The organism is Sphingobium terrigena, assembly GCF_003591655.1.
In the GTDB taxonomy this organism is placed as follows: domain Bacteria; phylum Pseudomonadota; class Alphaproteobacteria; order Sphingomonadales; family Sphingomonadaceae; genus Sphingobium; species Sphingobium terrigena.
Genome location: NZ_QVRA01000004.1, coordinates 1 through 20,473 on the forward strand (window position 1 = coordinate 1; position 20,473 = coordinate 20,473).

Annotated in this window: 15 protein-coding genes; 7 read left to right on the forward strand and 8 right to left on the reverse strand. The window is 62.8% G+C overall.

Features of this window, described 5'->3' with window-relative positions; translation table 11 throughout:
• Positions 1-192 precede the first annotated feature (192 nt).
• A complete protein-coding gene (locus D0Z70_RS05515) occupies positions 193-1,692 on the reverse strand; it encodes a CoA-acylating methylmalonate-semialdehyde dehydrogenase (protein ID WP_119744458.1) in 1,500 nt (499 codons plus the stop codon).
• A 94-nt stretch (positions 1,693-1,786) separates the two neighbouring features.
• On the opposite strand from D0Z70_RS05515, the gene D0Z70_RS05520 reads away from it, so the two are divergent.
• The 3 genes from D0Z70_RS05520 (at position 1,787) to D0Z70_RS05530 (ending at position 5,231) form a co-directional block, all read left to right on the forward strand.
• Positions 1,787-2,671, forward strand: coding sequence for a LysR family transcriptional regulator (locus tag D0Z70_RS05520; protein ID WP_119744459.1), 885 nt, complete (start codon positions 1,787-1,789; stop codon positions 2,669-2,671).
• A 72-nt stretch (positions 2,672-2,743) separates the two neighbouring features.
• Positions 2,744-4,354, forward strand: coding sequence for an AMP-binding protein (locus D0Z70_RS05525; protein WP_119744460.1), 1,611 nt, complete (start codon positions 2,744-2,746; stop codon positions 4,352-4,354).
• 100 nt (positions 4,355-4,454) lie between these two features.
• A complete protein-coding gene (locus D0Z70_RS05530; protein ID WP_119744461.1) occupies positions 4,455-5,231 on the forward strand; it encodes a sulfite exporter TauE/SafE family protein in 777 nt (258 codons plus the stop codon).
• 5 nt (positions 5,232-5,236) lie between these two features.
• On the opposite strand, the gene D0Z70_RS05535 is transcribed toward D0Z70_RS05530, so the two are convergent.
• Both D0Z70_RS05535 and D0Z70_RS05540 read right to left on the reverse strand, forming a co-directional pair.
• The gene (locus D0Z70_RS05535) at positions 5,237-6,823 is read right to left on the reverse strand and encodes a family 43 glycosylhydrolase (RefSeq protein ID WP_119744462.1); all 1,587 of its coding nucleotides are present in this window, start codon (positions 6,821-6,823) and stop codon (positions 5,237-5,239) included.
• 66 nt (positions 6,824-6,889) lie between these two features.
• Positions 6,890-9,655: a TonB-dependent receptor gene (locus D0Z70_RS05540; RefSeq protein ID WP_420820372.1), complete on the reverse strand. Its 2,766-nt coding sequence runs from the start codon at positions 9,653-9,655 to the stop codon at positions 6,890-6,892.
• Positions 9,656-10,189: 534 nt separating this feature from the next.
• On the opposite strand from D0Z70_RS05540, the gene D0Z70_RS05545 reads away from it, so the two are divergent.
• Positions 10,190-11,563, forward strand: coding sequence for a pectate lyase family protein (locus tag D0Z70_RS05545; RefSeq protein WP_119744649.1), 1,374 nt, complete (start codon positions 10,190-10,192; stop codon positions 11,561-11,563).
• On the forward strand, positions 11,560-11,997 hold the full coding sequence (locus D0Z70_RS05550) for a cupin domain-containing protein (protein ID WP_119744464.1): 438 nt from the start codon (positions 11,560-11,562) through the stop codon (positions 11,995-11,997). The genes D0Z70_RS05545 and D0Z70_RS05550 overlap by 4 nt, the downstream gene beginning before the upstream one ends.
• Positions 11,998-12,456: 459 nt before the next feature.
• On the opposite strand, the gene D0Z70_RS24570 is transcribed toward D0Z70_RS05550, so the two are convergent.
• From D0Z70_RS24570 to D0Z70_RS05570, 5 genes are all read right to left on the reverse strand, one after another.
• The gene (locus D0Z70_RS24570; protein ID WP_147418742.1) at positions 12,457-13,512 is read right to left on the reverse strand and encodes a hypothetical protein; all 1,056 of its coding nucleotides are present in this window, start codon (positions 13,510-13,512) and stop codon (positions 12,457-12,459) included.
• Between the two features lie 371 nt (positions 13,513-13,883).
• Positions 13,884-15,425 (reverse strand): carboxylesterase/lipase family protein, encoded by a 1,542-nt coding sequence (locus D0Z70_RS05555; protein ID WP_119744650.1) that lies wholly within the window; start codon positions 15,423-15,425, stop codon positions 13,884-13,886.
• 1 nt (position 15,426) lies between these two features.
• Positions 15,427-16,182: a 2-dehydro-3-deoxy-D-gluconate 5-dehydrogenase KduD gene (gene kduD, locus D0Z70_RS05560; RefSeq protein WP_119744465.1), complete on the reverse strand. Its 756-nt coding sequence runs from the start codon at positions 16,180-16,182 to the stop codon at positions 15,427-15,429.
• A gap of 100 nt (positions 16,183-16,282) precedes the next feature.
• Positions 16,283-17,122, reverse strand: coding sequence for a 5-dehydro-4-deoxy-D-glucuronate isomerase (gene kduI, locus D0Z70_RS05565; RefSeq protein WP_119744651.1), 840 nt, complete (start codon positions 17,120-17,122; stop codon positions 16,283-16,285).
• 68 nt (positions 17,123-17,190) lie between these two features.
• Complete coding sequence (locus D0Z70_RS05570; protein ID WP_119744466.1) at positions 17,191-18,243, reverse strand: LacI family DNA-binding transcriptional regulator; 1,053 nt, start codon at positions 18,241-18,243, stop codon at positions 17,191-17,193.
• Between the two features lie 115 nt (positions 18,244-18,358).
• On the opposite strand from D0Z70_RS05570, the gene D0Z70_RS05575 reads away from it, so the two are divergent.
• A complete protein-coding gene (locus tag D0Z70_RS05575) occupies positions 18,359-19,159 on the forward strand; it encodes a 2-keto-4-pentenoate hydratase (protein WP_119744652.1) in 801 nt (266 codons plus the stop codon).
• A 39-nt stretch (positions 19,160-19,198) separates the two neighbouring features.
• Entirely contained in the window at positions 19,199-20,470 is a 1,272-nt protein-coding gene (locus D0Z70_RS05580) for an MFS transporter (RefSeq protein WP_119744653.1), read from the forward strand.
• Positions 20,471-20,473: the final 3 nt, after the last annotated feature.

Genomic DNA, 20,473 nt, shown 5'->3' on the forward strand with positions numbered 1-20,473 from the left:
GATAAATCTGTCGCCGCTCGTCCAAACCCAGATGCTGATAGCCGTTCATCATGTGCCTTCCTGGAAAAGGGATCAAACCCCTATAAATCCTAGGATTTCGCACTTCGATCTAGAATCCACCATCAACATAGATAAATTTCGATAATATATATTATGTTAAATCTTACCCCATATCAAAACGCTCACATATGTTCAGCTCATCGTCGGGATAACGAAACTCTGGTCCATCACCGCGCCGCCGCTGGGCCAGCGCTGGGTGATCGTCTTGACCCGCGTATAGAAACGCACGCCGTCCATGCCGTACTGGTTCATGTCGCCAAAGCCAGACCGCTTCCAGCCGCCAAAGCTGTGATAGCTGACCGGCACCGGGATCGGCACGTTGATGCCGACCATGCCGACCTCGACATTGCCGCAGAATTTGCGCGCATAATCGCCGTTCCGGGTGAAGATCGCCACGCCATTGCCATATTGATGCCTGGTCGGATAGCTGAGCGCCTCCTCGAACGTCTCGGCCCGCACCATCTGCAACACCGGCCCGAAAATCTCCTCATTATAGCTTTTCATGTCCGGCTTCACATGGTCGAGCAAGGTCGGTGCCAGGAAGAAACCCTCCTCATAGCCCTGCAACGCAAAGCCGCGCCCGTCGATAACCAGTTCAGACCCTTCATCAACCGCCATCTGAATATAGTTTTCAATCCGTGCCTTATGGGCCGAACTGACCACCGGGCCATAATGGGCGTCGGGGTCGCTCGGCACGCCGACGCGCAGCCCCGCAATGCCGGTCTCCAGCTTGGCGCGCAGCGCCACCGCGGTCGCTTCGCCCACCGGCACCACCACCGGCAGCGCCATGCAGCGCTCGCCCGCTGACCCATAGGCTGCACCAAGAATGTCCGCCACCGCCTGGTCCAGATCAGCGTCGGGCATGACGATACCATGGTTCTTGGCCCCGCCCATGCACTGCATCCGCTTGCCGTTCGATGCGCCGCGGCCATAGACATATTGGGCGATGTCGGACGACCCGACAAAGCTGACCGCCCGGATCGCCGGATTGTCGAGGATCGCGTCCACCACCTGCTTGTCGCCATGGACGACGTTCAAAATGCCCGCAGGCAGTCCCGCCTCCATCGCCAGCTCCGCCAGCCGCACCGGCACCGACGGGTTCCTTTCGGAGGGCTTGAGAATGAACGCATTGCCGCACGCGATCGCAGGCGCGAACATCCACATCGGGATCATCGCCGGGAAGTTGAACGGCGTGATCCCCGCCGCGATGCCGATCGGCTGGCGCATCGAATAGACGTCGATCCCCGGCCCTGCGCCTTCGGTATATTCGCCCTTCAACAAATGCGGGATGCCGCAGGCAAATTCCACCACGTCAAGCCCGCGTTGAATGTCGCCCTTGGAATCCGAATGAACCTTGCCATGTTCGGCCGACAGCATTTCGGCCAGCTCGTCCATGTGGCTCTCGATCAGCGCCTTCAAATTGAACATCACCCGCGCCCGGCGCTGCGGGTTCATCGCCGCCCAGGCAGGCTGCGCCGCCTGCGCATTGGCGACTGCCGCATCCAGTTCGCTCGGATCGGACAGGCGAACCTGCGCCTGCACCTTGCCGGTCGCCGGATCGAACACGTCGCCCAGCCGGGTGGAGGTCGATGCCTGATGTTGGCCGCCGATGAAATTGTCGATGATGCGCATGATGCCCTCGCGTTAAATGCCTGACGCGGCCATTAGCCTATGGCGTTACGCGCAAAAATGATCATATCTGCGTATCTGTTGTGCATGGGTGCATATGCTTCACTGGGATGATCTTCGCCTGTTCCTCGCCGTCGCGCGCGCTGGACGCCTTACCAGCGCGGGGCAGGCGCTCGGCGTCAACCACACCACCGTTGCCCGCCGCCTGACCGCGCTGGAGGAGGCGCTGGGCGCGCGCCTGTTCGATCGCACCTCGCGCGGGGTGGCAATGACTGCGGCGGGCGCGCTGTTGCTCGATCATGCCGAACGCGCCGAACGCGAGTTCGACGCCGCCGCCGCTGCGCTGTCTGGCCGGGCCGAAGCGATCGCTGGCGAAGTCCGCCTCGCCACCCCCGAAGCCTTCGGCACCTATATCGTCGCGCCCAACATCGCCGATTTCCACGCCCGCTATCCCGACCTGTTGCTGGAACTGATGCCGGAGTCGCGCGCCGTCAGCCTCGCCAATCGCGAAGCCGACATCGCCATCACCGTGGATCGCCCGCCGCGCGGCAAGCTGGTCGTGCGCAAGCTGTGCGACTATCAGCTCGGCCTCTACGCCTCGGCCGACTATCTCGCCCGCCACCCGCCGATCCGCACCGCGCAGGATGTCGCCGCCCAGCCCTTCGTCGCCTATATCGACCAGATGATCGACATGCGCGGCCTGCGCTATTTGTCCGAAGTCGCCGGCGAAGCCCGCCCGGTATTCCGCTCCAGCTCGATCGTCGCTCAGCAAAAGGCGGTGGCATCAGGGGTGGGCCTCGGCCTGCTCCACCGCTTCTCCGCCGACAGCGAACCCGGCCTTGTCCGCATTTTGCCCGACGAGGTCGAAATCACCCGCAGCTACTGGCTGGTGCTGCGCCCCGAACATCAAAAATCCCCCCGCACTCGCGCCGTCATCGCCTTCATCGACGATCTGTTGGCGCGCTACCGGGCGCTCCTCTAACCCTCGCCATCGCCAGAGCGCTGGATTGCCGCCCGGCTTGCCCGTGCCGCCCATCTCCCGCATTTCTGCGCCATGTCCGACACTGTTTCACCCCGGCGCACAACGCCGACCGGCTGGTCCGTCCGCCGTGACGATGCCTTTGCGTCGCAAGCCTATAAGGATGGCTGGTGGCAGGCAGACACCGCCGCTGACGCCCTTATCCGCGCCGCGCGCGACACGCCCGACCGCGTCCTGCTGATCGACGGCGACACGAGCCTGACCGCTGCCGCCCTCCACGCGCAGGCCAGCCGCCTTGCCCAGGTCATGCTCGCCCGCTTCGCACCGGGCAGCGCCATCTCCTTCATGCTGCCCAACTGGCACGAAGCCGCAATCATCTATATGGGCGCAACGCTGGCGGGCATGGTCGCCAATCTCATCCTGCCTTCGCTGCGCGACCATGACCTGCGCTTCATCCTGGCCGATCTCGACAGCGCGATGATCTTCATCCCCGCCAGCTTTCGCGGCCATGATTATGCCGCGATGCTGGCCCGCGTCACGCCAGCGCTCGAAAACCCGCCCGCCGTCATCGTCCTGCGCGGCGAGGCAGGCCCGCATATCGCCTTTGCCGACCTGCTGGCGGAAGGCGGCGACGCCCAGCTCCCCGCCGTCGATCCCGACGATGTCCGCATGGTCATGTACACTAGCGGCACCACCGGACGGCCCAAGGGCGTCCTCCACAGCCATAACAGCATCAATGCGCTGATCCGCCAGATTGGCCGTCACTGGCTTGTCGAACCGGGCGACCGTTTTCTCGTCCCCTCGCCGGTCAGCCACATAGGCGGGTCGATCTACGCCTTTGAAACCCCGCTGCTGCTGGGCGCGACCGCGATCTTGATGGAACATTGGAATCCCGATGAGGCCGTTCAGATCATGGTCGATCAGCGCTGCACCCATATGGCAGGCGCTACCCCCTTCCTCCAGCATCTGCTGGCCGCGGCCCGCGCCGCCGGCACCTGCCTGCCTGACCTTAAACTCTTCATCTGCGGCGGCGCATCGGTCCCGTCCAGCCTGATCCGCGACGCCGCCGCCTATTTCGACAGGACGATCGTCAGCCGCGTCTATGGGTCGACCGAATTGCCGGTCACCACCGTCGGCGTCATCGACCCCGCCGACCGCGATCATGCCGCCGATACCGATGGCCGCGCTGGCATCGCCACCATCCGCATTGCCCCGGACGGCGAAATCCGCGCGCGCGGGCCACAGATGATGGTCGGCTATCTCCACCCGGAAGATGAGGAGAGCAGCTTCGACGCCGACGGCTATTACCGTAGCGGCGATCAGGGCGCCTGGGTCGATGGCGACCATCTGGTCGTCACTGGCCGGATCAAGGATCTCATCATCCGCAACGGCGAAAATATTGCGCCCAAGGAGATTGAGGATCTGCTGGTCGGCCACCCCGATATCGCCGAAATCGCCATCGTCGGCATCCCCGATCCGCGCACCGGTGAGCGCGCCGTCGCCGTCATCGTGCCGTGCGGCGAGGCAACCCCGGACGTCCCCGCCATCGCCGATTTTCTGGGCCGCCACGGCGTGGCCCGCTTCAAATATCCCGAAAGCGTGCAGCTCTGGGATGCCCTGCCCAAAAATGATGCGGGCAAGGTGTTGAAAGCCGCCATTCGCGCGACGCTGACCGCCCCCAATTAAGCGGTTCCCACCTCCCCTCGCGATGGTCTAAGGAAGCGCCAACGCCGGGGGGCTTTGCAGATCCGCCAGCCATTGGGTCGATGCAATAAGGGGCGCCATCATGATCCTCCATCCGCTCTATTCGTTGGCGGGGTTCGTCGTCGGCATATTGGTCGGCTTGACCGGGGTTGGCGGTGGATCGCTGATGACGCCCATCCTCGTGCTGCTGTTCAATTTCCACCCGGTCGCCGCTGTTGGTACCGACTTGCTCTACGCCTGCGTTACCAAAGGCGTCGGCAGCCTCGTCCATGGGATCAAAGGATCGGTCGACTGGCGCATCGTCGGCTGGCTGGCGCTGGGCAGTCTGCCCGCCGCCACCGCCAGCCTGGCGTTGCTGGCGGCCGCCGGGCCGCCGACCGCCGCCGTGGTCGGGCCGATCAAGGTGACGCTGGGCGTCATGCTGCTGCTGACCGGCATTGTCCTGCTGGGCAAGGACCGGATTTTTCGCTGGTCGCGCGCCCATGGTCAGGGCCGCAGCCCGGGGCTGACCCGTAACCTCACCATCGCGCTTGGCATGGCGATCGGCGCGGCGGTCACCGTCACCTCGGTCGGCGCGGGCGCGATTGGCGCGACCGCGTTGCTGATCCTCTATCCGCGCATCCCCCTCGCCCGCATCGTCGGCACCGACGTCGCCCATGCGGTGCCGCTGACGTTGCTCGCCGGGGTCGGTCACTGGTGGCTCGGCACGGTCGATTTCACACTGCTGGGATCGCTGCTGTTTGGCTCCGTCCCCGGCATCATCATCGGCAGCCTGCTCGCCTCCCATGTCCGCGAATCGGTGCTGCGCCCGATCCTCGCCTGCATCCTGATCTTCGTCGCTGGGAACTTGATCCTCTAACCCCTTCAGAGCGCCCGAAACTGGAAATTCCGAAACCGCGCCTCGCCCGGACCCGCCGCATAAAGGCCGGGCCGCAGCATCAGAAATCCGCCGCGCACATTATGATGATAGCCCGACACTTCCATCCCCCGGTCGAACCGGCTCCATGTCCGCCCGCCATCGCTGCTCAGATGATAGGCGATGATATGGTGGCGATTGGTCACCTTCATCGTCAGCCTGCGGCCATGGGGATTGGCCGGGCGGCCCCGCTCCATGCCATATTGGTGGGTGACGAAGCGCGTCTCGTCAAAACCCAGCCCGCAATAGAGCTTGTCATCATAAAAGAGCAGCAAGCCCGCCGTCCCGCCCGGCGCAATCTCTATATCGCACTGAAATTCATAGGACGGGTCGCCCGCGATCAGCAGCAGCGGCGATGAATTGACCGGCGCGGTGCCGCGCCCTTTCAGGACCAGCGCGCCCTTTTCCACCCGCGCCCGGCTGGCCTCGTCCGGGCCTGGCCGAAAGAAATTCCATTTCGCCCCCAGATTGAGCGTCGTAAAATCATCCGATAGCGCCATGCCATGGGGGAGTGCCTTGCCCCCGCGCGGCTTGGTGATCGGCTGCGACAGATCGCCCCCGGTCATGCGGAACCAGCCATCCGCCGTCCACTCGACCGGATCGAGCAAGGTCTGCCGTCCCAGCGTCCACAGCCCATTTTCAAAACCATGATAGACCGCCCACCAGCTGCCGTCCGGTGCCTCCACCAGACTGGCATGGCCCCGCGACCACCAGCGTTCCGACAGGCTTTCCGTCCGCACCAGCGGATTGCCCGGATGCTGCTCCCAAGGCCCGTGGATGGAGCGGGACCGCGCCGCGATCACCATATGCCCGGTCGGCGGCCCCGCCGTCCCGCCCACGGCGGTCAGCATATAGAACCAGCCGCCATGGCGGTGAATCTTCGGCCCTTCGGGCGAAAAGCCCTCAACATCCCATGTGTCGGGATAGCGCCAGGGATCATAGACATGCTCGACCGCGCCAACCGTGGACAGACCGTCCGCGCTCAGCGCGATGCGGTCCCCGCCCGACAGGAACAGCCAGCGGCTGCCATCCTCCCCCACCGCATGGCACGGGTCGATATGATCGTGCAGTTGCAGGTCGATGGGGTCGCTCCACGGCCCGTCGATACTGTCGGCATGGATCACGAAGATGCTGTTCGGGCTGGCCTTGACCGGAATATAGATGAAGTAGCGGCCCTCATGCTTCTCCAGGCTGACCGCCCATACCGACCCGATATTCTTGTGTAATGCCGCCCCGCGCGGTTGCCAGTTGATGAGGTCACGGCTGTGCCAGATGGTGACGCCCGGATAGCTGTCGAACGTCGAAAAGGTCATATAATAATCCGCCCCATCCTTCAGGATGGCGGGATCGGGCCGATCGCCCGAAATCAGGGGATTGAGAAAGCGCCCGTCGCCCAGATCGGCGATACGCTGATTATCGAAACCCCGCTTCCAGTCGGTCGTAGCCGCAGGAGCCGCAACCGCCTCCGTGCCAATCAACGCCAGCGCACTCCCGACCAAACCGCCCGTCATCGCATCGCGTCGGCTGATCGTCATGGGGCGCTCCTTATCAAACAGAAAAAAACCGGGCCGCCCGTGCAGAGGCGGCCCGGCCCATGAGCCTTACATCTTGAACCGCGCGCCCACCTGGAACGTGCGTCCGTAATGCAGCTGCTCATAATTGCGATTGGCATCCAGATCGGTGTAGCGATCGCGATATTCGTCGGTCAGGTTGATGCCCTCCAGCGACAGCTCGATCCAGTCGGTCAGCTTGTACCGCATTGAAGCATCGACATTGATCGTGCTGTTATAGCCCTCGAACACGTTACCCGTGCCGCTATTCTGGTCGATATAGCCGCTGCGATAGCTGGCCGACACACGCGCGCTGAACTTCTCATCCTCATAATAGAGCGTGCCGTTGAAGGCGCGCTTGGACAGGCCGAACAGGGTTGCGCTCCGCACCGCGGCGATATTGCCACCGCCCGGCACGATCGCCGGACCCGATACCGTGTAGCTGGCGCTTGACTGGACAAAGGTCGCGTTCACGATCCCGCCGAAATGCGACAGGAAGCCGGGCAGGAAGGTAAAGGGCGCCTGCACCGACAATTCGATGCCCTTCAGGCTCGCGCCGCTGCCATTGACGATCGTGCTGATCGCCCAGCCTTCGGCCCGTTCGGGCTGCCCCGCGGCAGGCGAGCTTGGCGGGATGACCGACAGCGGCAGGCCGGTTGATGCAAAGGTGCCGGTGATGGTCTGGCCGATCGGGAAGCTCTGCACATCCTTCTTGAACACAGCAACCGACGCGATCGACTGCGGCGCGAAATACCATTCCAGCGCCAGATCATAGGCGGTCGCGCGGAACGGGTTGAGGTTGGGATTGCCGAAATTGACCCGATAGTTGAACCCGTCGACCGAACCACCCGGCGTCAGATTGCCCAGCGATGGCCGCGTCATCACGTCCGCCGCCGACGCACGCACCACAATGTCGGGGTGCGGGAAGAAGGCGATATTCATCGCGGGCAACCAGTCCTCATAGGACCGTGACACGCCAACCAGCGCGCCATTGTTCAGGCCCGTGGAACTCTGGTCGGTCTTGACGTAGCGGATGCCCGCATTGGCCGCATATTCCAGCCCAAAGATATCGCCCTTGGCATCGAACTGGAGGTAACCGCCGGTCGTCTTTTCCACCACGCCGCGCGTATTGCCCGCATCGATCGCCGGGGTGCGCTGGTACAGCTTGGTAAAGTCGGTTCCCGCCGCCAGATTGGGCACCAGCCATTGCGTCGTTGTTCCCGCCGGCGCATCCGCCCCTTTCAGCGTGAACATCTCGGCCAGCGCCGCTGTCACCGGGAAGCCATAGACAGCGCTCGGACCAAAGGCAGACGTCGGCGAACAGGCCAGCGTGCCGAGCACGCGATCGACGCCGCCATTGCCGCACACCACCGTATCGCGGGTAAAGCCCTCCGTATCGAAAGAGAAGCGGCGATAGACCGCGCCCGCCTTGACCGTGAAGCCCTCCGTCACATCCCATTCGGTGCGCAGCTGCATCGTGCGGAACTTGTTGACGGTGGACGAAGGCCGGTCGCGGATTTCGGCCAGCTGGAAATTGGCCGGATCGGTGACGCTGGTGCCGAATGTCAGCACCGGGCGGCTCATATTGCTATAGTCATATTTATAGCCCTGCGCATCGCGATCGTCGAACACCAAAGTGGTCTCGACCGGGATCGACGCATCCGACTTGGAAAAACCGCCCAGCAGGGTGAAGCGGAAATTGTCGCCGACATCCTGGTCCCAGGTGCCGCCCAGCTGGTAGAATTTCGTCTGCGACTTGCGCAGATAATGTTCCGTCCGCACCCACGCATCGTTCAGCGTCGCGGAAATCAGGTTGTTGTTGCTGTCGTAAACCGGATTGACGACGTCGATCGACCGCTCGTTCGACCGCAGCAACACTTCGCCCCATTTTTCCTCGCGCGTCTCGCGGAAGCGGGAAAACAGCCCGTCGATCGAAACCTTGGTCGCATCCGAAGGCGACCATTGGATCGACCCCGTCACGCCCAGACGCTCGCGTTCCTGCGCGATTTCGCCATAGCGCGGAATACGCGGGTGAAAGGCCAGCGCCGCCTTGTCGCAACCGGCGCTCGGCAAATAGGTGCCGCCGCTATTGGGCGCGGTAAAGCAGGCGGCTCCATCGACACTGTCGAACCGCGCCTGCGACCAGCGCACCGTATTATTGCCCATCTGCAGCGTATCGAGCTTGGAATAGGCGGCAGACAGCGCCACGCCCCATTGCCCGTCCGGCGACTTCCACGACAGCAAGCCGGCGGCGCGCGGCCCCCATTTTTTGCTGAGGTCATTATAGGAACCCGTCGCCGATCCGACGAAGGTAAAGCCATCCTTGCCCGCAAGCGGATTGCCGGTGTTCAAATCCACCACCGCGCCCAGCGACCCTTCGTCGAGCGAGGCCTCGGCGGTCTTGTGGACCACCAGCGAGCTGAACAGTTCGGACGCGAACACGTTGAAATCGAACGCGCGGTCGCGGTTAGCGCTGGCACCGTCGGTCGATGTCGCGACCGTCTCCATGCCGTTCACGCGCACGCGGGTGAATTGCGCGCCCAGGCCGCGCACCGTGATCGCCCGGCCTTCGCCGCCGTCGCGCTGGATCGAAATGCCCGGAATACGCTGCAACGATTCCGCCAGATTCTGATCGGGAAATTTCGCAATATCTTCCGCCACGATCGCATCGACCGACCCGACCGACTGGCGTTTCAGATTGATCGCCGCGCCCAGTGACTGGCGAAATCCGGTGACGACGATATCGGCGGCGTCGCCTTCCTCTGCGCTTTGTACCGGGGCCAGCGGCGCATCCTGCGCCAGCGCGGCCACCGGCATCGCCAGCATGATCGCCGCGACGCTCGCCCCGGCCAGCCAGCGCTGCGCCCCGGTCTGATGATTGCCCTTCCGAATCTGCACGTTCCGCTCCTTCCCTGTTGTCGATACCCGCCCGACCAAATCGGCGAACGGGGCATGGTCTATCGGCAGGATCGGGGGCGATTCGTCTCGCGTGCGCCCTCTCCTGACCGTGCCGCCGCCAGCTGTTGCTGGTCCGCTGGCGTCACTGGAAACCGGTGTCATAACCGAAGCCATAAATGCGCGCCACGTTTCCGGCTGTCAATATAGCGTGATGATTATTGTTCGCAGATGGCCCGAATGCCACAGTCGGCAATGCTCCGCCTGCCCGGTTGCGACACAAAACCCCTTGCTCGACCCGCATCGGCACCCTCATATCGCGATTATCAGACACCGGTCTCACAACGGACTTGCGGCCCATGCCACACAATGGCACACCCATAGCCAAAGAGAGGAGCCACCGTCACCATGCCCATCCCCCGGTCCCGCCCCCACTGGATGCTGCTTGGCGTCGCGATGGCCCAATGCCTGCTGGTCCAGCCCATAGCCGCCCAACCCGCGCCGCAACGCACCGCCCTCGCCCAAACCGCCTTCCCCGGCGCGGTCGGCTGGGCCGCGACCACGCCCGGCGGTCGGGGCGGTCGCATCCTGCGCGTCACCACCCTCGCCCCCGATGGTCCCGGCAGTTTCAAGGCCGCGCTGGAGGCCAAAGGCCAGCGCATCATCGTGTTCGAAGTCGGCGGCATCATCGACATGGCCCGCCAGACACTGAAAATCAGCGAACCCTATGTCACCATCGCGGGCCAGACTGCGCCCTCACCCGGCATCACCCTGATCAAGACCGGCATCGACATCGCCACCCATGATGTGGTGATGCGCCATATCCGCGTCCGCACCGGGGTCGATGGTCAAGCCAAAATGAGCGGCTGGGAAGCCGATTCCCTCTCCACCGTCGCCGCCCACAACGTCGTGATCGACCATTGCAGCTTCACCTGGGCGATTGACGAGAATATGTCCGCCTCCGGCCCGCGCTTCACCGGCAAGACCCCGGACGACTGGCGCAAAGGGACCAGCCACGCCATCACCTTCTCCTACAATATCGCCGCTGAAGGCCTCGCCGACGCCAGCCATCCCAAGGGCGAACATAGCAAGGGGACGCTGATCCACGACAATGCGAGCGAGATACTGATCTACCGCAACGTCTATGCCCATAACAAGGAACGCAACCCCCTGCTGAAAGGCGGGGCGCAGGTCCAGATGGTCAATAATATCCTCTATGATCCGGGCGAACGCGCGGTCCATTATAATCTCATGGCGCTCGAATGGGGCGATCATCCCTATCAGACCGGCAAGCTGTCCGCCGTCGGCAATGTGCTGCGCGGCGGCGTATCGACCGCGCCCGGCCTGCCCTTCCTGACGCTCGGCGGGGATGGCGATCTGGACTATCACGGTAAGGATAATATCGCGGTCGACCGTTTCGGCGTCGCCCTGCCGATGTTCGGCCGCTACGGCGAAACCCGTGCCAAAATCAATCAGGTCGCGACCCCACCGATCTGGTGGCCCGGCACCCAGGTCCTGCCCGTCCGTGACGTTGAAACCCACGTTCTCGCCCATGCCGGCGCCCGCCCATGGGACCGCGACGCCGACGATCTACGCGTCCTCTTCTTCGTGGCCGAAGGACGCGGCGAAATCATCGACGATGAACGGCAAGTCGGCGGCTATCCCAAAATGGCCCAGACCCGCGCGCCCTTCGTCGCGGCCGACTGGAATCTCGATACGATGGAGCCGAAATCGGGCCGCTATCCCGGCCAGACGGCGGAGATTGCCGAACATCTGTCCGATCGTGACAAGATGATGCGCCAGGGTGAAAAATCGGGAGAAACGAAATGATCCTCGCCGCCTTCCTCCTCGCCTCCGCTCCCGCAGCATCGCCCGCCGCGCCGCCCCCCGCTCCACCGATGGCCGTCATCGACGAACAGAGCGTCCGCCGCGAGGAACCCACCCCCCATGGCAGGATCGGCCTCAGCACCGCCTTCCGCATCAGCGACGCAGCCCCCCAGCCCCGCACGATGGAGTTCCGCAAACGCATCCTCCATGTCGGTTCGGCCATCGGCCTCCACCCCATCGCCCATGACGAAGTCTATTATGTCCTCTCCGGCACGGGCGACGTCACCTCCGACGGCAAAACCCAAAGCCTCACCCCCGGCATGGCCGCCTATCTCTACGACGGCGCAGTCGTCGGCATCCGCCAGACCGGCCAGGAACCGCTGGCGCTGATCATCAGCTATCCGGTGAAGCATCACACTGGCGAAAAGGCAAAGTAGCCGACGCGATCGCCCACCCCCGCGCAGCCACACCGGCTATTGCGGCACATATGCGGGACACGACCCATATGTGCGGGAAAGAAGATCCCAGCCAAATCCCCCAACCCCCGTCGTTCCCGCGCGGGCGGAAACCCATCTCTCGCCACACGCCTTGCGACAGTGCGCGCATAAGCATCGCCGCCCAACCAGCCCCACCACCACCGTCACCCCGGACCCGTCGACAGGCTCAGGACAGGCTTGATCCGGGGTCCATAGGCGCAACGCCTGAACGACCCCCAACCCTTGCGCCAATGGATGCCGGGTCAAGCCCGGCATGACGGAATGGGTGGGTAGCGAAAATTCCACTTACGCCGATCCTAGAGGCAAAAGCTGCCAGCGAAACCCAGTAAAATTACCGCATTTCCGAAGCGATGCCCTATGCGACCGATGCGATTGTTGGCGTCTTGGCACATACGCTACCTAAGATGTCCAAAACGACAGTACCGCCTCAGCCGCCTTTCGTAACATATCGAGTATCTGAGGCAGTGTGCTGAAACCAGTAGCAATGACTGTTGCGATTAAAGCCATAATTGCGCTAGGAACTTCTTTAGAATACGGATTTTTGGGTCGATCTGGATCCAAATAAACTCGTGCAAATCGGATAAATTTGTGTGATCCAGCAATCGCAAGAATTATTAAGATCGCTCCTATTGCTATAAAAATTCGAGTGTTGATTTTATAATCAGGAATTACAATTAATACGCATAGCAATATTAATGAATTAATATTCAATCCATGTTTACGTAAAATTCCAGTGAAAACGCTTGTAAATTGACCCATAAATGATTCAAGTCGCTGCGATACAGCTGATGTCCAAAGCTCGTCTGGAGATGAGACAGATATGTTGTTTTCTCCACTGTCATTCAAATTTACTGTAGCTATTTTTTTGAATCCTGTTGAAACTATTTCCTCTCGCACTATGGACATGTCTTTTATTATATCCGGTCGATCTCTTCGGGCCAAATATGCGTCGGCTTGATGAACAATAACTTGGCCGCCTTCCGTCGCACGGATATAGGTCGTGGCAGGTGCCGGAACGAAAGTTTCGAGCTCGGCGATGAGCCGTTCTAAGTCTGCTCGATAAAGTGTGACCGCTCCCAATAGCGCCTCCTTATTCCAAAGCTGGGGAGCAGGTGATTGAGCAGATAAACTAGGCGATTCGGATGGCCGTTCGGCAAGTGCTAGGTCGAATATGCCCTTCGATCCGTCCAGCAGGTCCCATGTTCCACTGCATTGCTTTGCGGCGCGAATCTCAAAGGACATTCCACCGACTAGGACGGCATTTCCGCTACCGGAATCTTTCGTAAACAACCGAATTCGATTCGGCGTGGAACTATCTGAAGCGGTTGAAAATGCGAGAGCTTTACCGTCTGAAGTGGTAGCAGAAAATTCACCAGCGCCCTCACCATCCTCTGTCCAATAAAGCGGGCCATATCGCGCACCCTTTAGCTCTCCCACCCAATGCTTATTCGGCATACCAATCCCCCTTAAGTAGGAACATCACACTGAGAGGACAGGTGATGTCAATGTGAGCTTGAAACATGGCTTCACATCTGGGGCACATGAGGGCAAAGCAAATGGCCGCTTGTGGTCGTTTGGCGACAAGCGCTCACCACCGCCATCCCACCCTTGCCTATCCTGCTGTCCTACACCCCCAACGCCCTGCTATACCGCAACCCGGCTCCTTCCCATCGTCCACACCCCTCACCCGGCCACGCACTCCCGTGCGCGAACCGACCCAAAACTTCGTCCCAAATCTCCATAGATGACATGGGCGAAGTTAGCGAAGTTCCACGCCCTGCCCCTCCGCGTCCCCGCGCCTCCGCGTGAACCCAAGCCCTTGTTTTTCAACTCCCCGGCTGAATATAGGGCGCCCGCGCAAACAGTGCCCGCTCCCAGCCACGCGGATCATCTTCCACCCGGCTTTGGACGTCAAAGATCATCGTTGCCCGCCGATCGAGCCGATATTGCGGCCAATCCGCCCGCCCTTCCCGCGCAAATTGGACAAATCGCGTCATCATCGCCGCCGATGCCGCCCGCGCACCTGCGCCTGTCCCGGTGAAAGACCCCGGCGCATCCAGCGTCCCGAACGCCAGCGCAATGTCCATCGTATGCGGCGCGCCCCGCTTCGGTTGGGTCGGCGACTGGAAATCGACCTGATAGACCCAGGTCGGCGCATCGGCCCGCGCCCGCGCTTCCGCCTCGATCACCTGCCCCGGCCAGCTCCGCCCCGCCGTCGTCGCGGCATAGAATATCCGCTCCGCCGTCCAGTCGGGAAAGCGCCCGCGATACTGATCGACGATCCATTCGGGCGACAGGTCGATCCGCAACTCCCCCGCCATCCGCGCGGCCAGATTGCCCCAGTCCAGCCCCCGCAGCAGCGGCCCGTCGGGGTCGATAAAGGCCCGCGTCTCGTCCAGCGTATTGCCCAGTATCATCGGGATGGCATTGCCCTGCGACGCGGCGTCGGGCCAGAAAGGATGGCGCGCCAGCGACCGCATATCCAGCACCGGCCCCATATAGACGCCTCCGCCCAGGATCGGATCGATCGCCTCCAGCCCCTCGATCAGCCGCGCCACCGGCATCGTCAGCAATGGTGCCAGCGCATCGGGCTTCACCCCCAGCCGATCGAGATAGGCCGCCGTCCGCCGTGACGCATTGATCGGCCCGCTGGCCGTCACCTGCTGCCCGCTCATCGTGATCGCGCGGTGGAACAGGTCTTTGGCGGCGGGCATCGCCATCATCGTCGCGATCTTCGCCCCGCCGCCCGACTGGCCGAACACGGTCACATTGGCCGGATCACCCCCGAACGCGGCAATATTGTCCCGCACCCAGCGCAGCGCCAGGATCAGGTCCAGCTGCCCGACATTGCCGCTATCGGCAAAGCGCGGATCGAGCCGTGCGAGATAGAGATAGCCCAGCGCATTGAGCCGATGATTGACCGTCACCACGACGACATCGCCCGCCGCCGCCAGATGTCGCCCGTCATTCAGCGGATCGACCACGCTGCCATTGGCATAAGCGCCGCCATGGATATAGAGCATCACCGGACGCTTGGCAGCAGCCTCCGTCCCCGGCGTCCAGATATTGAGGAACAGGCAATCCTCGCTGGTCCCCGCCTGCATCGCCCGCTGCGGGCAGGATGGCGCAAAGGCCGTGGCGTCAACGATCCCGCCCCAGGGTTCGGGCGGCAGCGGCGGCTGGAAGCGGCGCTGCGCCGTGTCCTGCCCATAGCGGACGCCGCGAAACACATGCAGCCCCGCCTCCCGCCTGCCCCTGATCCGCCCGATGGTCGTCGCGACGATCGGATCAGGCCGCGCAGCGAAAACGGGCGCAGCGCTCAGGCCAATCGCGCCTGCAACAAAATGGCGGCGATCGACGCCGACCATCTTACCGCGCCAGCCATCCGCCATCGACGGCGAGGGTGTGGCCGTGGATGTAGCCCGCGGCGCTGGACGCGAGGAACACGGCGGCTCCGCCAATGTCGGATGCGTCGCCCCAGTGGCCTGCGGGAATGCGCTCCTGGATCTGGCGGTTGCGGGTTTCGTCGGCTTGCAGCGCGGCGGTGTTGTTGGTCGCGATATAGCCGGGGGCAATGGCGTTGACGTTGACGCCCTTGGCCGCCCATTCATTGGCCAGCAGCTTGGTCAGGCCCGCGACGCCGCTCTTGGACGCGGTGTAGCTCGGCACGCGGATGCCGCCCTGAAAGGAGAGCAGGGAGGCGATGTTGATGATCTTGCCATGGCCTTGCCCGATCATGTGGCGACCGGCGGCCTGGCTCAGGAAGAACAGCACCTTCAAATTGGTGTCGATCACCGCGTCCCAGTCTGCCTCGGTAAAGTCCACGCTGTCGGCTCTACGGATGATCCCGGCATTGTTGACCAGGATGTGGAGGCCGCCCAGCGTGGCGATGGTTTCGTCGACGACGCGCTGGACCGGCTCGATGGTCGAGAGATCAGCCGAGACGATCTCCGCCCGGCGACCAAGCGCGCGGACCTTCTGCACCGTCTCCAGCGCAGGGGTACGGCCAACGGCGGCGATGTCCGCGCCTGCTGCGGCCAGCGAGAGGGCGATCGCCTGCCCAATGCCGGTATTCGCGCCGGTGACGATGGCGACTTGGCCGGTAAGGTCGAAGGGGTTGGTCACAATAATTCCGTTCGTTTCGAGCGAAGTCGAGAAACCTGTCGGAGCGCTGTGCGAGCGTGTCTCGACTTCGCTCGACACGAACGGCTCTTGTGCGTCCGGTTTACGCCAGCTGGCAGATATCCAGCACGTTCATGTCGGTATAATCCTGATTCTCGCCCGCCATCGCCCAGATGAAGGCATAGGCCTTGGTGCCGGAGCCCATATGGATCGACCAGGGGGGCGAGATCACCGCTTCCTCGTTCGCCATGACGATGTGCCGCATCGCGTCGCCCTCGCCCATATAATGGAATACGCGGTCGGCAGGGCCATCCAGTTCGAAATAGAAATAAATCTCGCTGCGCCGCTCGTGAATATGCGGGGGCATGGTGTTCCAGACGCTGCCGGGCTTCAGCACGGTGAGGCCCATGACCAGCTGCGCGCTCTCGCATATGCCGGGGATGACCAGCTGATAGATGGTGCGCTCGTTGGACTCCTCCAGAGAGCCGCGTTCGAGCGTGGTGGCGTCGGCCAGCGAGATCAGGCGCGTCGTGAACGCCTTGTGCGCCGGGCAGGAGGCGAGATAGTAGCGCGCGCCACTGCCTGCAAAGACCACGTCCTTCGCGCCCATGGTGACGTAGAGGCAATCCTTGTTGCCGAGCGTAAAGGCTTCGCCATCGACGGTCACGGTGCCAGTAACGCCCGACACATTGACGATCGCCAGTTCGCGCCGTTCCAGAAAGGGGTGGCCAGCGGCGGACGCGGGTTCGGTCTGCGCGGGGAGCGCCACCGGCGCATCGGCCACCGCGACCCCGCCGATCACGAAGCGTTCGGCATGGGTGTAGTTCAGCACGCACTCGCCATCGCGGAACAGACCGCCGATCAGATAGCGATCGCGCAATTCGTCATTGCTGACGCACTCCATCATGTCCGGGTGGGTTGCGTAATAGGTCTTGTCGAACATGGTCGGCCCCTCGTCCTTCATCCAATATAGATGTCCTATTGGACACCGGTGTCATGCAGCATCGCCTATCAGGATATGGCGGGCGGTGCAACCGATGCGCGACGGATCAATGTCGAACTGAACATCGACGGCTCGTTGACCTCCGACCCCTCGCCAATCGCCGTGCCGATCAGCTTGAGCGCCGCCGCGCGCCCCATAGCGACGATCGGCCAGCGCACCGTACTGAGCGGCGGCCAGACGCGGGTGGTGAGCGGTGTGTCGTCGAAGCCGATGATCGACAATTCCTCCGGCACCGCAATCCCCCGCATTCGGGCGGCATAGAGCACGCCCGCCGCCATTTCGTCATTGCTGGCGAAGATCGCGGTCGGGCGCGGCGTCAGGTCGAACAGGCTTTCCGACGCGGACAGGCCCGATTCGAACGTATATTGGCCATCGGCAATCAGGCTGCGCGGCAGGCTGATCCCCGCTTCGGTGAGCGCCTGCTCAAAGCCTTCGCGCCGCTCCTGCGCGGAGCGGAAACCGTGTGGCCCTGCAATCAAACCGATGCGCCGATGCCCCTGCGCGATCAGGTAGCGGACTGCGTCAGCGACCGCCTCCTTGTCGTTGGACGCCACCATATGTTCAGGATCATCCAGCACCGCCGACCCCATCCGCACATAGCGACAACCCTGCTCGTCCAGCATCCGCGCCAGTGCATCATTTTCCGACATGGGCGGCAGCAGCACCACGCCAAACAATCGCTGGCGCGTCACGAATCCGCGAATATCGTCCATCACCAGGTTCGATCCGCGATCGACGGGGCGAATCACCAGCTCGAACTCGGTGCCGTGCAACGCCTCCAATATGCCGCGCTGCATCGACAGGATCATCTGCGCATTGGGATTGTCATATACCAGCCCGATCAGGAAGTTGCGCCCCAATGCCAGCGCCCGCGCCTGCGGATTGGGGACATAGCCGGTTTCCCGGATGATCGCCTCAACCTTGTCGCGCGTCTCGCGGTTCAGCAGCGGCGATCGATTGATAACCCGGCTGACCGTCTTTTTCGACACGTCCGCCATGCGGGCAATGTCGTTAATCGTCAGCTTGGGCGCCTGTCCCTCATCCTGGTTCTGCTTTGCCATAGCGCCTTATAGCGCAGTTTACGCGCCCCGCCAGCGCATCTGTCCGTGATCCGGCTTGTCAATGACACCGGTTTCCATTACCGACAGGATCAACGAGGATGGAAAGGATTTCGCAGTGAGCGCCAGCAGCCCGGCCGAAGCGACAGCAGAGCGTTTTCTGGCGGCACGACAGTCCGCACAGGGACTTGCCGACTATCCCGGCCCGATCCCTGCGACGCTGGATGAGGCCTATGTCGTTCAGGACGCAGCACTCGCGCGCATGACAGAGGCGGTCGCTGGCTGGAAAGTCGGCCGGATATTGGGCGATCTGGCGGATCGCTATGGTTGCGACCGGCTGGCAGGGCCGATCTTCGCCTCGACCGTCGCGACCGCTGATGCGCAATCGCAGGGATTGGTCTTTGCCGAAGGCTTCGGCGCGGTCGAAGCGGAATTTCTCTTTCGCATCGGCACGATACCGACCGCCGGAAAGACCCATTTCACCCTGGAGGAAGCCGCCGGTCATATCGATGCGGTCCATATCGGCATTGAGATCGCCAGCTCGCCCTTTGCCGGGATCAACCGCCACGGCCCGGCTGTCACTGTCTCCGACTTTGGCAATAATAACGGCCTACTGATCGGCCCCGCCGTGCCCGACTGGCGCAGTGGCGCTTATGCCGATCAGCCGGTGACGACCCGCATCGACGGCGAACCGGTCGGCAGCGGCACTGCCGCCGCCTTCGCGCTGGGCGCGATCGGATCGGTGCGGTTCCTGCTCGAAAATCTGATTGCGCGAGGCATCGCGATAAAGGCAGGCTGGTGGATATCGACCGGCGCGGTATCGGGTGTCCATCCGGTGACGCCGGGACAGAAGGTGGACGCCGATTTCGGCCCGCTGGGTGTCCTGCACTGCACGATTGCCGCACAAGAGCCGCGCTGAACCCAAGCGGCCGACCGAGCCATAACAGGAGCCAGGATGATGAACGAAGCAGGGGTGCAGGGTCCGCCGGTCGGGCGCTATCGCTGGGTGGTGGTGGCGTTGCTGTTCGCGGCGACGGCGATCAACTATGTCGATCGGCAGATGATCGGCGTGTTGAAGCCCACCTTGTCGGCGGAAATGCAATGGTCGGAAACCGACTATGCCAACATCGTTTTCTGGTTCCAGGCGGCCTATGCGGTCGGCTATCTGGGCTTTGGCCGGGTGGTCGATGTCATCGGCGCGCGCTTTGGCTATGCGATTGCCGTCACCATCTGGACCATCGCTCATATGGCCCATGGCGGCGTGCATGGCGTGACCCAGTTCGCCATGGCACGCTTTGGCCTGGGTGTCGGCGAATCGGGCAATTTCCCCGCTGGCATCAAGGCGGTCACCGAATGGTTCCCGCAAAAGGAACGCGCCTTCGCCATCGGCCTGTTCAACGCCGGGGCCAATATCGGCGCGATCATCACCCCGCTGCTGGTGCCATGGCTGACCGTCGCCTATGGCTGGCGCGTCGCTTTCTACGCTACCGGTATTTTCGGCATCCTCTGGCTGATCGCCTGGCTGGTCTTTTACCGCAGCCCCGACCAGCATCCCAAGGTTACCGCCGAAGAACTGGCCTATATCCGTCAGGACCCCGCCGACCCGGTCGAACCGATCGGCTGGGCCAAGCTGATCACCGTCAAGGAGACTTGGGCCTATGCGATCGGCAAATTCTGCATTGATCCCATCTGGTGGTTCTTTCTTTTCTGGCTGCCGGGCTATCTCGGCACCCGCTATGGCCTCGACCTGATCAGCTTCGGCCCGCCGCTGGTGGCGATCTACCTGCTGTCGGATGGCGGCAGCATTTTTGGCGGATGGATGTCGGGCCGGTTGATGAAAGCTGGCAAGAGCGTCAATGCCGCGCGCAAGCTGACGATGCTGCTTTGCGCCTGCGCGGTGTTGCCGATCTTCTTTGCCCAGTCGATCGACAATCTCTGGCTAGCCGTGCTGGTGATCGGCATCGCCACCGCCGCGCATCAGGCCTTTTCGGCCAACCTTTATACCTTGCCGTCGGACCTGTTCCCGCGCGGCGCGGTGGGTTCGGTCGTCGGGATCGGCGGCACGGTCGGCGCCATCGGCGGCATGGTCATGGCCAAATATGCCGGTTACATCCTCGACGGCATCGGTAGCTATACGCCGCTCTTCGCGGTGGCGGGCAGCGCCTATTTCGTCGCGCTGGGGGCCGTCCATCTTCTGTCGCCACGGCTGGAACGGGTCAACTCCATATAGCTG